This window comes from Pseudomonas sp. TH10, from assembly GCF_016651255.1.
Lineage (GTDB): Bacteria > Pseudomonadota > Gammaproteobacteria > Pseudomonadales > Pseudomonadaceae > Aquipseudomonas.
Window position 1 is genome coordinate 1 of record NZ_JAEKEG010000004.1, and the last position, 15013, is coordinate 15013.

At 61.5% G+C, this 15013-nt stretch carries 10 protein-coding genes and 4 pseudogenes; 10 read left to right on the top strand and 4 right to left on the bottom strand.

The features are described from left to right. Window positions 1-334 precede the first annotated feature (334 nt). The 10 genes and pseudogenes from JFT80_RS00540 (at window position 335) to gcvP (ending at window position 12830) form a co-directional block, all read left to right on the top strand. Window positions 335-895, top strand: coding sequence for a YecA family protein (locus JFT80_RS00540; RefSeq protein WP_045059649.1), 561 nt, complete (start codon window positions 335-337; stop codon window positions 893-895). Between the two features lie 27 nt (window positions 896-922). Further along, window positions 923-2257, top strand: coding sequence for a Xaa-Pro aminopeptidase (gene pepP, locus JFT80_RS00545; protein WP_201146564.1), 1335 nt, complete (start codon window positions 923-925; stop codon window positions 2255-2257). After that, window positions 2254-3441, top strand: coding sequence for a 2-octaprenyl-6-methoxyphenyl hydroxylase (gene ubiH / locus JFT80_RS00550; protein ID WP_201146565.1), 1188 nt, complete (start codon window positions 2254-2256; stop codon window positions 3439-3441). The genes pepP and ubiH overlap by 4 nt, the downstream gene beginning before the upstream one ends. Further along, window positions 3434-3920: pseudogene (locus JFT80_RS00555) on the top strand (DUF4442 domain-containing protein). Before ubiH ends, JFT80_RS00555 begins: the two are co-directional and overlap by 8 nt. 8 nt (window positions 3921-3928) lie before the next feature. Then, entirely contained in the window at window positions 3929-5146 is a 1218-nt protein-coding gene (locus JFT80_RS00560) for a 2-octaprenyl-3-methyl-6-methoxy-1,4-benzoquinol hydroxylase (RefSeq protein ID WP_201146571.1), read from the top strand. 236 nt (window positions 5147-5382) lie between these two features. Further along, window positions 5383-6387: an extracellular solute-binding protein gene (locus JFT80_RS00565; protein WP_201146566.1), complete on the top strand. Its 1005-nt coding sequence runs from the start codon at window positions 5383-5385 to the stop codon at window positions 6385-6387. Between the two features lie 140 nt (window positions 6388-6527). Beyond that, the gene (locus JFT80_RS00570) at window positions 6528-8144 is read left to right on the top strand and encodes an iron ABC transporter permease (protein WP_201146567.1); all 1617 of its coding nucleotides are present in this window, start codon (window positions 6528-6530) and stop codon (window positions 8142-8144) included. 156 nt (window positions 8145-8300) lie between these two features. Then, entirely contained in the window at window positions 8301-9383 is a 1083-nt protein-coding gene (gene gcvT / locus JFT80_RS00575) for a glycine cleavage system aminomethyltransferase GcvT (protein WP_201146568.1), read from the top strand. 49 nt (window positions 9384-9432) lie between these two features. Then, complete coding sequence (gcvH, locus tag JFT80_RS00580; RefSeq protein WP_201146569.1) at window positions 9433-9816, top strand: glycine cleavage system protein GcvH; 384 nt, start codon at window positions 9433-9435, stop codon at window positions 9814-9816. A gap of 141 nt (window positions 9817-9957) precedes the next feature. Beyond that, window positions 9958-12830, top strand: a pseudogene (gene gcvP, locus JFT80_RS00585) (aminomethyl-transferring glycine dehydrogenase). A 109-nt stretch (window positions 12831-12939) separates the two neighbouring features. Here the strand turns inward: gcvP and JFT80_RS00590 are convergent. From JFT80_RS00590 to JFT80_RS00605, 4 genes and pseudogenes are all read right to left on the bottom strand, one after another. Continuing rightward, a pseudogene (locus JFT80_RS00590) lies at window positions 12940-13256 on the bottom strand (DUF2388 domain-containing protein). Between the two features lie 68 nt (window positions 13257-13324). Beyond that, window positions 13325-13774: an NfeD family protein gene (locus tag JFT80_RS00595; RefSeq protein ID WP_122841064.1), complete on the bottom strand. Its 450-nt coding sequence runs from the start codon at window positions 13772-13774 to the stop codon at window positions 13325-13327. Between the two features lie 8 nt (window positions 13775-13782). Further along, window positions 13783-14703: an SPFH domain-containing protein gene (locus JFT80_RS00600; RefSeq protein ID WP_201146570.1), complete on the bottom strand. Its 921-nt coding sequence runs from the start codon at window positions 14701-14703 to the stop codon at window positions 13783-13785. A 111-nt stretch (window positions 14704-14814) separates the two neighbouring features. Continuing rightward, window positions 14815-15013, bottom strand: a pseudogene (locus tag JFT80_RS00605) (type II/IV secretion system protein); the annotation flags it as partial.

The following is a 15013-nucleotide window of genomic DNA, read 5'->3' on the forward strand; positions in this document are numbered from 1 at the left end:
GCGCCAGGTCTTTTCCTGAGCTAGTAAGAGTCCGTTTTGGCTCTTTAGTTGCTCGACCCGGTTAATTAACAACTCGAGTCTGGCCATCAGCGCTTGCAGGTCGGTGTCTTCCATTGTCTTCACTGTCTGATGGGTGTCGGACTGCAGGAGCGAGCTTGGTCGGGGCGGCGATCCGACGATGAACCCGAGAACGCTGCGGGGGGCACGTACACCGCGTTATCGTTTGCGACCATCGTCGGATCGCCGCCCGGAACAAGCTCGCTCCTGCAGAGGAGTCGATGTAGGATACAAGGCCTTCATTCTAGACATAGCGCCGTCTGGCGCCTAGCTGCCCATGCCCATTCAGAATTCCCCGTACCAAGCCTTCGCCACCCTGCTGACTTCCAGCGGGCATAACGTCTCGCCCGCTGAGCTGCACGGGCTGTTGCTCGGCCGTAGCTGCGCCGGTGCCGGCTTCAATGCCGACGAGTGGCTGATCGATGCCGCCGAGCTGCTGGAAAGCGAGCCTCAGGACAACGTCCGCAACGCCTTGATCGGCTTGCAGGAGATGGTCAAAGGCGAGCTCACCGGCGACGACGTTACCGTCGTTCTGCTGCTGCCGACCGATGACGAACCACTGGCTGACCGCGCCGCCGCGCTGGGCCAATGGTGCCAGGGTTTCCTCAGCGGTTTTGGCTTGAACTGCCGTGACAGCAGCATGCTGAGCACCGAAGCCACAGAAGTGTTACAGGATCTGGCAGCCATTTCCCAGGTGCAGGACGCCCTGGAAGAGTCCGACGACGGCGAAAGCGATTACATGGAAGTGATGGAGTACCTGCGAGTAGCACCGCTGCTGCTGTTCTCCGAAACCAGGAAGCCGGATGCGCCGGCTGCCGCCAAGCCGTCACTGCATTAATCGTCTGCCAGGGAAAGCCATCTGCCCATGATTCATATCCCGAAATCGGAATACAGCCGTCGCCGCAAGGCCCTGATGGCGCAGATGGAACCCAACAGCATCGCGATCCTGCCCGCCGCCGCAGTTGCCATCCGCAACCGCGACGTCGAGCACGTCTACCGTCAGGACAGCGACTTCCAGTACCTCAGTGGTTTCCCCGAGCCGCAAGCCGTCATCGTCCTGATGCCCGGTCGCGAGCATGGCGAATACCTGCTGTTCTGCCGTGAACGCAATGCCGAACGCGAATTGTGGGACGGTCTGCGCGCGGGTCAGGAAGGCGCGATCCGCGACTTTGGCGCCGACGATGCGTTTCCCATTACCGACATAGACGACATCCTCCCGGGCCTGATCGAAGGGCGCGACCGGGTGTATTCGGCGATGGGCAGCAACCCCGAATTCGACCGCCATCTGATGGACTGGATCAATGTGATCCGCTCTAAAGCGCACCTTGGCGCCCAGCCACCGAACGAATTCGTTGCGCTGGATCATCTGCTGCACGACATGCGCCTGTATAAATCGGCGGCAGAAGTGAAGGTGATGCGCGAAGCCGCCCGGATCTCGGCGCAAGCCCATATTCGTGCGATGCAGGCCAGTCGGGCGGGGCTTCACGAATACAGCCTCGAAGCCGAGCTGGATTACGAGTTTCGCAAGGGCGGAGCGAAAATGCCGGCCTATGGCTCGATTGTTGCCGCCGGGCGCAACAGCTGCATCCTGCATTACCAGCAGAACGACGCGCTGCTCAAGGACGGCGATCTGGTGCTGATCGACGCCGGTTGCGAGATCGATTGCTACGCCAGCGACATCACCCGCACCTGGCCGGTCAACGGCAAGTTCTCCGCTGAACAGAAAGCGATCTACGAATTGGTCTTGGCCTCGCAGGAAGCCGCATTCGCTGAAATCGCTCCGAACAAACACTGGAACCAGGCGCACGAAGCCACGGTGCGAGTGATCACCACAGGGTTGGTGAAACTCGGGCTGCTGCAAGGCGAGGTCGACGAGTTGATCGCCAGCGAAGCCTATAAGGCGTTTTACATGCACCGCGCCGGTCACTGGCTGGGCATGGATGTACACGACGTCGGCGAGTACAAGGTCGGCGGCGAATGGCGCGTTCTAGAGGTCGGCATGGCGCTGACCGTGGAGCCGGGCATCTACATCGCACCGGACAATCAGACCGTCGCGAAGAAATGGCGCGGCATTGGCGTGCGCATTGAGGACGACGTAGTGGTGACCAAAACCGGCTGTGAAATCCTCACCAACGGCGTACCGAAAACCGTCGCCGACATCGAAGCGCTGATGGCGCAAGCAAGGACACACGCGGCATGAGTCGAGTCAATCTGGCAATCATCGGTGGCGGTCTGGTCGGCGCCAGTCTGGCGTTGGCCTTGCAGGCCGGGGCCAAGGCGCGCGGCTGGAAGATCGTCCTGATCGAGCCATTTGCCCCCGGCGACAGTTGGCAGCCGAGCTACGACGCACGTTCGTCGGCGCTGTCCTTTGGTTCGCGACAGATTTATCAACGGCTGGGCGTGTGGCAGGAAATCTCCCGCCGCGCCGAGCCGATCAAACAGATCCACGTCTCCGATCGTGGCCGCTTCTCCACCGCGCGTTTGTCGGCGATGGAAGAGGGTGTGCCGGCGCTCGGTTATGTAGTGGAAAACGCCTGGCTCGGCCAGTGCCTGTGGCAGCACATCGATAAAGACGTGATCAGTTGGCGCTGCCCGGCGGAAGTCACGCGCATGGAGCCGCTGCCTGACGGCTATCGCCTGACCCTTAACGATGAAACCACGCTTGAATGCGACCTGGCAGTGCTCGCCGATGGCGGTCGCTCGGGTTTGCGCGAGCAATTGGGCATCAACGTGCGCAAGCGTCCGTACAACCAGAGCGCGCTGATCGCCAACATCACGCCGAGCGAATCGCACAACGGCATGGCTTTCGAGCGTTTCACCGACGAAGGCCCGATGGCGCTGCTGCCGCTGCCGGAAAACCGCTGCGCCTTGGTCTGGACCCGTTTGGGCATGGACGCGCAGCGTTTGGCCGATCTGAGCGAACGTGATTTCCTCAGCGAATTGCAGGGCGTGTTCGGTTATCGCCTTGGCACCCTCAAGCAGGTCGGTGCGCGACATCTGTACCCTTTGACGCTGATTGAGGCCGAGGAGCAGGTGCGTCCGCACCTGGCAATTCTCGGCAATGCGGCACATAGCCTGCACCCGATTGCCGGCCAGGGTTTCAACCTGTCGCTGCGTGATGCCCAGGCCCTGGCCGATGCGCTGCTGGCGAGCGCAAAAGCCCCCGGCGATTTCGCCACCCTGCAGGCTTACCGCGAGCGTCAGCGCCTGGATCAAAACTTGACGGTCGGCTTCTCGGACCAGGTCACTCGCTTGTTCGGCAGCACCCAGCCACTGGTTTCCCTGGGTCGCAATCTCGGCCTGCTGGGCCTGGACCTGCTGCCGCCGGCCAAGCGCTGGTTCGCCCGGCAGGCCATGGGACTGGGTACCCGTCCCGATGCTTGACTGGTTGAGCAAAAAATTCGGCAAGGCGCGGCTGATGCGCTGGGCGATGACCCTGCTACCCGCCATACCTCGGCGCTGGTGTGCGGATCAGACACATCAGCGATGACTTCCGCGACATTCAGGTGTCGATGGGCCTCGGCTGGTACAACCGCAACTACGTCGGCACACAGTTCGGCGGCAGTCTGTATTCGATGGTCGATCCGTTCTTCATGCTGATGCTCATGGAAAACCTCGGCTCGCGGTACATCGTCTGGGACAAGGCGGCCGACATCGATTTCATTGCGCCGGGCAAAGGTCAGGTGTTCGCCCGGTTCACCATCGACGACACCTTGCTCGACGAGGTTCGCCGGCAGACCGCCGATGGCAAAAAATATCTGCCGCAGTTGCAGGTCGATATTCATGACGGCGCCGGCCAGTTGGTGGCGCGGGTCGGCAAAACCCTTTACGTGCGGCTCAAGCCGCAAGCGAGACAGGCATAAGCATGGAAATGCGCGCAGATCTGCTGATTGTCGGGGCCGGAATGGTCGGCAGTACCCTGGCGCTGGCGTTACAGGGCAGCGGGCTGGAAGTGCTGCTGCTGGACGGCAGCCCCATGAGCGTCAAACCCTTCGACAACCAGGCGCCGTTCGAGCCGCGTGTCAGTGCGCTGTCGGCGGCCAGCCAGCGGATTCTGGAGCGTCTGGGTGTTTGGGATGGCATCGCTCAGCGGCGCAGCAGTCCGTACACCGACATGCACGTCTGGGACGGCAGCGGCACCGGGCAGATTCACTTCTCGGCGAGCAGTGTGCACGCCGAGGTACTCGGCCATATCGTCGAGAACCGCGTGGTGCAGGACGCCTTGCTCGATCGCTTGCACGACTGCGATCTGGGTATGTTGGCCAATGCGCGGCTGGAACAGATGCGCCGCTCCGGCGACGACTGGCTGCTGACCCTGGCCGATGGCCGGCAATTGCGCGCGCCATTGGTGATTGCCGCTGACGGCGCCAATTCGGCAGTACGTCGCCTGACCGGCGTAGCCACCCGCGAATGGGATTATCTGCACCACGCCATTGTCACCAGCGTGCGCAGCAGCAAACCGCACCAGATGACCGCGTGGCAGCGTTTTACCGATCACGGGCCGTTGGCATTCCTGCCGCTGGAGCGTGACGGTCAGCAGGATTGGTGCTCGATTGTCTGGTCGACCACGCCGAGCGAGGCCGAGCGTTTGATGGCGCTGGATGAAGCGGATTTCTGCGCTGAACTGGAGCGCGCCTTTGAGGGACGTCTCGGCGACGTGATCAGCGCTGATCCGCGTCTGTGCGTGCCGCTGCGTCAACGCCATGCCAAGCGTTATGTGGCTGAAGGGTTGGCCCTGATTGGCGACGCGGCGCACACCATTCACCCGTTGGCGGGGCAGGGGGTGAACCTGGGTTTCCTCGATGCAGCGGTGCTGGCGGAAGTGCTATTGCAAGCGGCGGAACGTGGTGAGCGTTTGGCGGATGTGAAAGTACTGAGTCGTTACGAACGCCGGCGCATGCCGCACAATCTGGCGCTGATGGCGGCGATGGAAGGATTTGAGCGGTTGTTCCAGGCTGATCCGTTGCCGGTAAGGTGGTTGCGTAATGCCGGGTTGAAGCTGGTGGAGCAGATGCCCGAGGCGAAGGCGCTGTTCGTGCGCGAGGCGCTGGGGTTGACCGGGGATTTGCCGGCGCTGGCCAAGATCTGACCCTTGTTGGGGCGAAGGGCAAGATCTTGCAGGAACTGCCGAAGGCTGCGACTTTTGATCTTGAATGTGTTTGGTTCGCGGAAAAGCAAAAATCAAGAGTCTCCAGCCTTCGGCAGCTCCTACGACAGATCGCAGCCGTGCAACATCTGGTAACTCCTTCAAAAAGTGTTCGATTGAGATGGTAAATGTGAGTCCTTATCATTTGGCCCACATTTTCCGACCGAGAGATCACTCCCATGTTGGCACCCAAGCGTCTTCTGACTGCACTGGCCTTGACCCTGATCGGCAGCACCACGGCCCAGGCCGCTGATGAGGTGGTGGTTTACTCGTCGCGCATCGATGAACTGATCAAACCGGTGTTCGATGCCTACACCGCCAAGACCGGGGTGAAGATCAAGTTCATCACCGACAAGGAAGCGCCGCTGATGCAGCGCATCAAGGCCGAAGGTGAAAACGCCACCGCCGACCTGCTGCTGACCGTCGATGCCGGCAACCTCTGGCAGGCCGAACAGATGGGCATCCTCCAGCCGTTTACCTCGAAGACCATCGACACCAACATTCCCGCCCAATACCGCTCGTCGACCCATGCCTGGACCGGCCTGAGCCTGCGCGCGCGAACCATCGCCTATTCCACTGATCGGGTGAAACCGGGTGAGTTGACCACCTACGAAGCGTTGGCCGACAAGAATTGGGAAGGGCGCCTGTGCCTGCGTACAGCGAAGAAGGTCTACAACCAGTCGCTGACGGCGACCATGATCGAAGTCCACGGTGCCGAGAAAACCGAGAAAATCCTCAAGGGCTGGGTCAACAACCTGTCGACCGATGTGTTCTCCGATGACGTCGCGGTGCTCGAAGCGATCAACGCTGGTCAGTGCGACGTCGGCATCGTCAACACCTACTACTACGGCCGCCTGCACAAGCAGAAGCCGGACCTGCCGGTGAAACTGTTCTGGCCGAATCAGGCTGATCGCGGCGTGCACGTCAACCTGTCGGGTATCGGCCTGACCAAACATGCGCCACACCCGGAAGCGGCCAAGGCTTTGGTTGAGTGGATGACCACGGCTGAGGCGCAGAAGATCTTTGCTGACGTGAACCAGGAATTCCCGGCCAATCCGGCCGTGGCGCCTTCGGAAGAAGTGGCGGCGTGGGGCAAGTTCGTGGCGGATACCTTGCCGGTGGAAGTGGCGGGCAAGCGTCAGGCCGAGGCAATCCGGATGATGGATCGGGCTGGCTGGAACTGAGTCGGGTTCTTTAAAGATCAAAAGATCGCAGCCTCCGGCAGCGCTTACAGGGTGTACATAATCCCAATGTAGGCGCTGCGGGAGGCTGCGATCTTTTGCGTTTTCCCTACACTGCACGATTTTCCCGCGAGAGCGCTTCCTTGGCCCACCCCGCCCAACGCCGCTGGTATCCCCTGGTCTTCGCCATCGCTGCGCTGGTCCTGCTGCCCCTCAGTGTCTTGCTGTTGTCATGGAAGAGCATCGATTACCAGATCTGGTCCCACCTCTGGGACACCCAGATGCCGCGGCTGCTGGGCAATACGCTGACCCTGGTGGTCGGCGTCGGGGTCGGCGTTACGTTGCTGGGCGTCAGCCTGGCCTGGCTCACCAGCCTCTGCGAATTTCCCGGGCGTCGTTGGCTGGATTGGGCGCTGATGCTGCCGTTCGCGATCCCTGCGTACGTGCTGGCCTTTGTCTTCGTCGGGTTGCTGGATTTCGCCGGTCCCGTGCAAACCTTGCTGCGTGAATGGTTCGGCACCGGACTGCGGCTGCCGCGAGTGCGCTCGACCGGTGGCGTTATCCTGGTTCTGGTGCTGGTGTTCTATCCCTACGTTTACCTGTTGGCGCGCACTGCGTTTCTGGCCCAGGGCAAAGGCTTGATGGAAGCTGCGCGCGTCCTTGGCCAGTCCCCGTGGCAGGCGTTCTGGCGAGTGGCACTGCCCATGGCTCGCCCGGCGATCGGCGCCGGCGTGGCGTTGGCCCTGATGGAGACCCTGGCGGATTTCGGGGCCGTGTCGGTGTTCAACTTCGATACGTTCACGACAGCCATCTACAAGACCTGGTATGGATTCTTCAGCCTGTCCACGGCGGCTCAGTTGGCCAGCCTGTTGCTGCTGGTAGTGATGCTGGTGCTGTACGGCGAGCGACGGGCCCGTGGCGCCAACCGGGCAAGCAACGAGCGGCCGCGGGTCAAGGCGCTGTATCACCTGCGCGGATTCAAGGCGGTCGCCGCCATGAGTTGGTGCGGGCTGGTGTTCGCCTGTGCCTTCGTCATCCCCATGCTGCAACTGGTCGTGTGGTTCTGGCAGCGGGGGCGCCTGGACCTCGATGAGCGCTACGCCGGGCTGATCGTTCATACCCTGTATCTGGGCGCCATGGCTGCGTTGATTACCGTCAGCGTCGCGCTGGTGCTGGCATTCGCCCGCCGCCTGGCGCCGACCCGGGCAATTCGTTCCGGCGTAAGCCTGGCCAATCTGGGATACGCCTTGCCCGGGTCGGTTCTGGCGGTTTCGATCATGCTGGCATTCAGTTATCTGGATCGCGAACTGGTGATTCCGCTGTCCGGTTGGCTGGGCGGGGCGGGCAAGCCGCTGCTGCTGGGCAGCCTGTGCGCGTTGCTGCTGGCCTACCTGGTGCGATTCATAGCCGTGGCGTACGGCCCGCTGGAAAGCAGCCTGGCGCGTATACGGCCGTCTTTGCCCGAAGCGGCACGTAGCCTGGGTGTCAGTGGGCCGCGACTGTTTTTCAAAGTGTATCTGCCGCTGTTGCTGCCCGGCACCTTGAGCGCGGCGTTGCTGGTGTTCGTCGATGTGCTCAAGGAAATGCCCGCGACCCTGCTGATGCGCCCGTTTGGCTGGGACACGCTGGCGGTACGGATCTTTGAAATGACCAGCGAAGGGGAATGGGCGCGCGCGTCGTTGCCGGCACTGACCCTGGTTTTGGTGGGTCTGTTGCCGGTCATTGGCCTGATCCGCCGCTCGGCGCACCGAAACACTTAGTCGTCAGTCCTGAATCATGCGGCTACAATGCGCGGCATTCGGTGCGGATCGTCTGACAGACCCGTTCGCTGGAATCGGCTGAGAGCCTTGTATTTCAAGGCTTTCACTCCGTACAGCGGCTGTCCGCACCTTCGCCACGCCCGGAAGGAGAAACCCATGGGACAGCGTACGCCTCTGTATGACCTGCATCTCGCCCTCGGCGCGAAGATGGTCGATTTTGGCGGTTGGGACATGCCACTGCATTACGGCTCGCAGGTCGAGGAGCACCACGAAGTGCGCCGCGATTGCGGGGTGTTCGATGTATCCCACATGACCGTGATCGATGTTGACGGCCCACAGGCCAAAGCCTGGCTCCAGCACTTGCTGGCCAATGACGTCGAGCGCCTGCACCGCCCCGGCCGAGCGTTGTACAGCACCATGCTCAACGAGCGCGGTGGCATCGTCGACGACATGATCGTCTACCGCCTCGACGACGGCTATCGTCTGGTGGTCAACGCCTCTACTCGCGATCAGGATCTGGCCTGGATGAACGCACAGCTCGGCGATTTCGACGTGCAATTGCACGAGCGCTCAGAGCTGGCGATGCTGGCCATTCAGGGCCCGCAGGCCCGGCACAGGATTGCCGAACTGGTGACCCAGTCCCGCGCCACGCTGATCCAGCAGCTCAAACCTTTTGAAGCCTACGTCGACGGCGACTGGTTCATTGCCCGTACCGGCTACACCGGCGAAGACGGTCTGGAAATCGCCCTGCCGGCCGATCAGGCCCCGGCGTTCTTCAACGATCTGGTGGGGGCCGGTATTTCCCCGATCGGCCTCGGTGCCCGCGACACCTTGCGCGTCGAGGCCGGGATGAACCTCTATGGTCAGGACATTCATCAAGACGTTTCGCCGCTCGCCTCGAACATGGCCTGGAGCATTGCCTGGGAACCCACCGCCCGCCAGTTCATCGGCCGCGCTGCGCTGGAGGCGGAAAAAGCCGCTGGCGTTGCGCACAAACTGGTCGGTCTGGTGCTGGAAGAACGCGGTGTTTTGCGCGCTCATCAAGTGGTTCGTATCGCCGATGTTGGCGAAGGGGAGATCACCAGTGGTAGTTTCTCTCCTACGCTGAGCAAATCGATTGCCCTGGCGCGTGTTCCGATGGCAACCGCCGACCGCGCCGAAGTGGAAATCCGTGGCAAGTGGTACCCGGTACGGGTGGTCAAACCGACCTTCGTACGCCATGGCAAAACTTTGATCTAACCTTTTTTGGCGGGCATGACCGCTGACCCAATTCCTGAGGACACCGAAGATGAGCAATATCCCCGCTGAACTGCGTTTTGCCGAAAGTCATGAATGGGCGCGTCTGGAAGCTGACGGCACCGTCACTGTGGGCATCAGCGATCACGCGCAAGAAGCGCTGGGTGATGTGGTGTTCGTCGAGTTGACCGAAGTGGGCAAAGTCTTCGCTGCGCAAGATCAGGCGGGTGTGGTCGAGTCGGTGAAAGCCGCTTCCGACATCTATTCGCCGATCAGCGGTGAAGTGATTGCAGTCAACGAAGAGCTGAGCGGCTCGCCAGAGCTGCTGAACTCTGACCCTTACGGTGCGTGGATCTTCAAACTCAAGCCAAGCGACAAGGCTGAGCTGGACAAGCTGCTCGACGCCGCTGCCTACAAAGCCGCCATCGGCGAATAAGCGTTCAGCGCCACCCCAAAGCCCCGACCTGTCGGGGCTTTTTTCGATCTTTTGATCTTCGCGGACACCGCGACGGTGCCTGCTATGCTGGTTTGACCCGTGTTACATCGACGCCGAGCGCCACTCAAGAGAGAGCCCGTCATGTCCCAGTTGCCGTCCCTGAGCCAGTTACGCGACCCCAATGCCTTCCTTCGCCGGCACCTGGGCCCCGATGCCGCCGAGCAGCAAGCCATGCTCGACAGCCTGGGCATCGGTAGTCGTGTCGAGCTGATCGAGCAGACGGTGCCGCCAGGTATTCGGCTGAACCGTGCCCTTGATCTGCCCCCGCACTCGACGAAGAAGCCGCGTTGGCCAGGCTGCGCGGTTATGCCCGGCAAAACCAGGTCTGGACCAGCCTGATCGGCATGGGCTACCACGGCACCCTCACGCCGCCGGTCATTGTGCGTAACGTCCTGGAAAATCCAGGTTGGTACACCGCCTACACCCCTTATCAGCCCGAGATCGCCCAAGGCCGACTGGAGGCGCTGCTGAACTTCCAGCAGCTGACCATCGACCTTACCGGGCTGGAGCTGGCCAATGCCTCGCTGCTGGATGAGGCCACGGCGGCGGCGGAAGCCATGGCGCTGGCCAAGCGCGTGGCCAAGTCGCGAAGCAACCTGTTCTTCGTCGATGAAAACTGTCATCCGCAGACTATTTCGGTGGTGAAGACCCGCGCAGAAGGTTTCGGTTTCGAGCTGATCATCGCCTCGGTGGACAACCTCAGGCAGCACCAGGTCTTCGGCGCGCTGCTGCAATATCCCGACACCCATGGCGAAATTCGTGATCTGCGCCCGCTGATTGATCACTTGCATGCACAGCAGGCGCTGGCCTGCGTGGCGACCGACCTGTTAAGCCTGCTGATGCTCACAGCGCCGGGAGAGCTGGGGGCCGACGTGGTGTTCGGCTCGTCCCAGCGATTTGGCGTGCCCATGGGCTACGGCGGCCCCCATGCGGCATTCTTTGCCAGTCGCGAAGAGTACAAACGGGCGATTCCGGGGCGCATCATTGGTGTGTCCAAGGATGCGCGCGGTAACGTCGCCTTGCGCATGGCCCTGCAGACCCGCGAGCAACATATTCGCCGCGAAAAGGCCAACTCGAACATCTGCACCGCCCAGGTCCTGCTCGCCAACATTGCCAGCTGCTACGCGGTCTACCACGGACCTGAAGGGCTCAGGCGCATCGCCCAAAGGGTTCATCGCCTGACCTGCATCCTGGCGGCGGGACTTGAGCGCCACGGCATCATCCGTCTCAATCAGCACTTCTTCGACACTCTGACCCTGGAGGTCGGCGGTACACAGACGGCGATCATCGAAAGCGCCCGGGCGGCGCAGATCAACCTGCGCATCCTGGGGCGCGGGCAGCTGGGTCTAAGCCTGGACGAAACCTGCGATGAAACTACCGTGGCCCGATTGTTCGATGTGTTCCTGGGTGCCGATCATGGGCTCATCGTCGAGGAAATGGACGCGCAAGCCCTGGCCAGCGGTATTCCAGAGGCGTTGCTCAGGACCTCTCCCTACTTGCGCCATCCGGTGTTCAACGCCCATCACAGCGAAACCGAGATGCTGCGTTACCTCAAGCAACTGGAGAACAAGGATCTGGCGCTCAACCAGTCGATGATCCCGTTGGGCTCCTGCACCATGAAGCTCAACGCTACCAGCGAAATGATCCCCGTCACCTGGCCCGAGTTCGCCAACCTGCATCCCTTCGTGCCGAGGGAGCAGGCGGCGGGGTATACGTTGATGATCGAGGAGCTGGAGCGCTGGCTCTGCGCGATCACCGGATTTGACGCTATTTGCATGCAGCCCAATTCCGGCGCCCAAGGCGAATACGCCGGGCTACTGGCGATTCGCAAATACCATGAGAGCCGGCAGCAGGGCGCGCGGGATATCTGCCTGATTCCCTCTTCGGCCCACGGTACCAATCCTGCTTCGGCGCAGATGGCCGGGATGCGTGTGGTAATCGTCGAGTGCGACGAGGCAGGTAATGTCGATCTCGACGACCTGAAAGACAAGGCCGCCGCCGCAGGGGACAAACTCGCCTGCCTGATGGCGACGTACCCTTCAACACATGGTGTGTACGAGGAGGGCATCAGCGAGATTTGCGAGGTTGTCCACAGCCAGGGTGGCCAGGTGTACATGGACGGCGCCAACCTGAATGCGCAAGTCGGGCTGGCGCGGCCGGCAGACATTGGCGCCGATGTCTCGCACATGAATTTGCACAAGACCTTCTGCATTCCCCATGGCGGTGGCGGGCCGGGCATGGGGCCGATTGGCATTCGCGCGCACCTTGCGCCGTTCGTCGCCAATCACCCGGTGGTGCCGATTGACGGGCCGCTCGCGCAGAACGGCGCGGTCAGCGCGGCGCCGTGGGGAAGTGCGAGTATTCTGCCGATCAGCTGGATGTACATCGCCATGATGGGCCCGCAATTGGCCGATGCGAGTGAGGTGGCGATTCTCGCGGCGAATTATCTGGCGCAGCATTTATCCGGCGCGTTTGCGGTGCTGTACACCGGGCGCAATGGGCGGGTGGCGCATGAATGCATTCTTGATCTGCGACCATTGAAAGCGCAGACCGGGATCAGCGAGGAAGACGTCGCCAAGCGGCTGATGGATTACGGCTTTCACGCGCCGACCATGTCATTTCCGGTGCCGGGGACGTTGATGGTCGAACCGACCGAGAGTGAGTCCAAAGCAGAACTGGACCGTTTCATCGGCGCGATGCTGAGCATCCGCGCAGAAATCACCGAGGTGCAGAATGGCAATTGGCCGGCGGAAGACAACCCGCTGAAACGAGCGCCGCATACCCTCGCGGATGTCACCGGGGTATGGGAGCGGCCGTACAGCATCGAGCAAGGCATTACCCCGGATGCGCACACCAAGGCACACAAATATTGGCCGGCGGTGAATCGGGTGGATAACGTCTATGGCGATCGCAATCTGTTTTGCGCGTGCGTCCCGGTGGACGATTACCGCTGATAGACCCCTGGCACGTGGATAATCACAGAGGAATATCACGGGGGACGCAGAGGTACGTCAGGCAAAAAATGCCACTCATGGGAGCGGCATTTTTGTTCAGCCAACAGGCTTACTCCGAGGCAATGGCATTCTTCGCCAAAATCGCATTGGCCAGTTCCATGTCCGTGGCCTGCAGGCCAGGATTGTCGGCGCGGACCTTCTGCATGGCGGCTTCCAGGTACGGGCCGCGGATGCCGCCGTCACTGGCGACGAAGCTACCTGCGTCATCTTGAGCCGCGACAATCAGCTTGTGATCCTTGAACGTCAGGTAAGTCGAACCGGTGGTGGCGCCGGACGAGATGACGTTACGCCAAAGCTGTCGGCCATCGCCGATCCGACTGGAAGGGACAGCAAGGCGAGGGTAGCGACAGCACACTTGAAACGCATGATGGGTGACTCCACTGGATTAACTACCCTGTTGGATCGCCAATCTGGCAATCCAGTTCCGTGGTGGCTCACTCGGAAGGTTCAACCAGCAGGATCGCCCCTTGCTGCCCCGTCACCCGCACCCGACTGCCGGGGGCCGCATCGGGTCCGCGGGCCATCCACACGCCGTCGGCCACCTTGATCTTGCCGCGTCCGTCGACGATCGCTTCGTGCACGACAAAGGTCCTGCCGATCAACTCCTGCCCTCGCAAGTTGAGGTTCGGCTCGTCACTCTGGCGTACTGCGCTGCGCTGGCGTCGCCACCAGTACAGCGCCGTGGCGATAGAGAGCAAGCCGAACAGCAGGAACTGCACCTCCCAGGCCATTCCCGGTAGCAGGAAGGTCAGCACGCCAACAGCCGCGGCGGCCATGCCGATCCACAGCAGATAGCCGCCGGCTCCGAACACTTCAAGAATCAGCAGCAGCGTGCCGACGGCCAGCCAGTCCCAGAACGACAGATTTTGCAGGAATGCCCACATGGTATGCCTCAGGCCTTCTTGTTATCGAACGTCGCCTTGACGATTTCGCCGATGCCGCCGACCGCGCCGATCATCGAACTGGCCTCAAGCGGCATCAGGATCACTTTGCTGTTGTTGGCCGAGGCCAGTTTGCCCAGCGCATCGATGTACTTCTGCGCGACGAAGTAATTGACCGCCTGCACGTTGCCGCCGGCGATCGCTTCCGACACCACCTTGGTGGCCTGGGCTTCGGCTTCGGCTTGACGCTCCCGGGCTTCCGCTTCGAGGAATGCGGCCTGGCGACCACCCTCGGCTTCGAGGATCTGCGCCTGCTTCTTGCCTTCGGCGGTGAGGATCGCTGCTGCACGCAGGCCTTCGGCCTCGAGAATCTGGGCGCGCTTGATCCGCTCGGCCTTCATCTGCCTGGACATCGCGGCCATCAGGTCGGCAGGCGGGCTGATGTCCTTGATTTCGATTCGGGTGATCTTGATGCCCCACGGTGCAGTCGCTTCATCGACGGTGCGCAGCAGTTTTTCGTTGATCCCGTCACGCTGGCTGAGCATCGCATCCAGCTCCATGGAGCCAAGGACGGTACGGATGTTGGTCTGCAGGAGGTTGCGAATCGCGTGTTCGAGGTTGTTGACCTCATAGGCCGCCTGCGCCGTATTGACCACCTGGAAGAAGCACACCGCATCGATCTGCACCGTGGCGTTGTCGGCGGTGATGACTTCCTGCGGCGGAATATCCAGCACGCTTTCCATCACGTTGATTTTGCGGCCGATGCGGTCCATGACCGGAATGATGATGTTCAGGCCGGGCTTGAGGGTGTTGGTATAACGGCCGAATCGTTCGACCGTCCATTGATAACCCTGGGGCACGACTTTGAAACCCATGAAAAGAATGGCGACCACCAGGCCGACAAAAAGCAGGAGCACGGTACCGATCTGCATAACAATTCCCTGTTGAGTACATCAATGAATTCTCGATCGCAGAAGTGTAGCGGTGCAGGTCATGGATATGAACCGGAACCGGGCTCTCGCATCATCAAGAGACACAACGGATTATTTCTGCTCGCTCTGTGGCGTGACCCGCAGCACCTCTTCGATGGTCGTCAGCCCCGCCGCGACCTTCTGTGCACCGGATAATCGCAGGCTGCGCATGCCTTCCTTGAAAGCCTGCCTGCGCACCGCCAGCAAGTCGGTATCGGGACTGATCAGCGCCTTGATTCCGTCGGTCAGCTGCATGATTTCATACACCCCC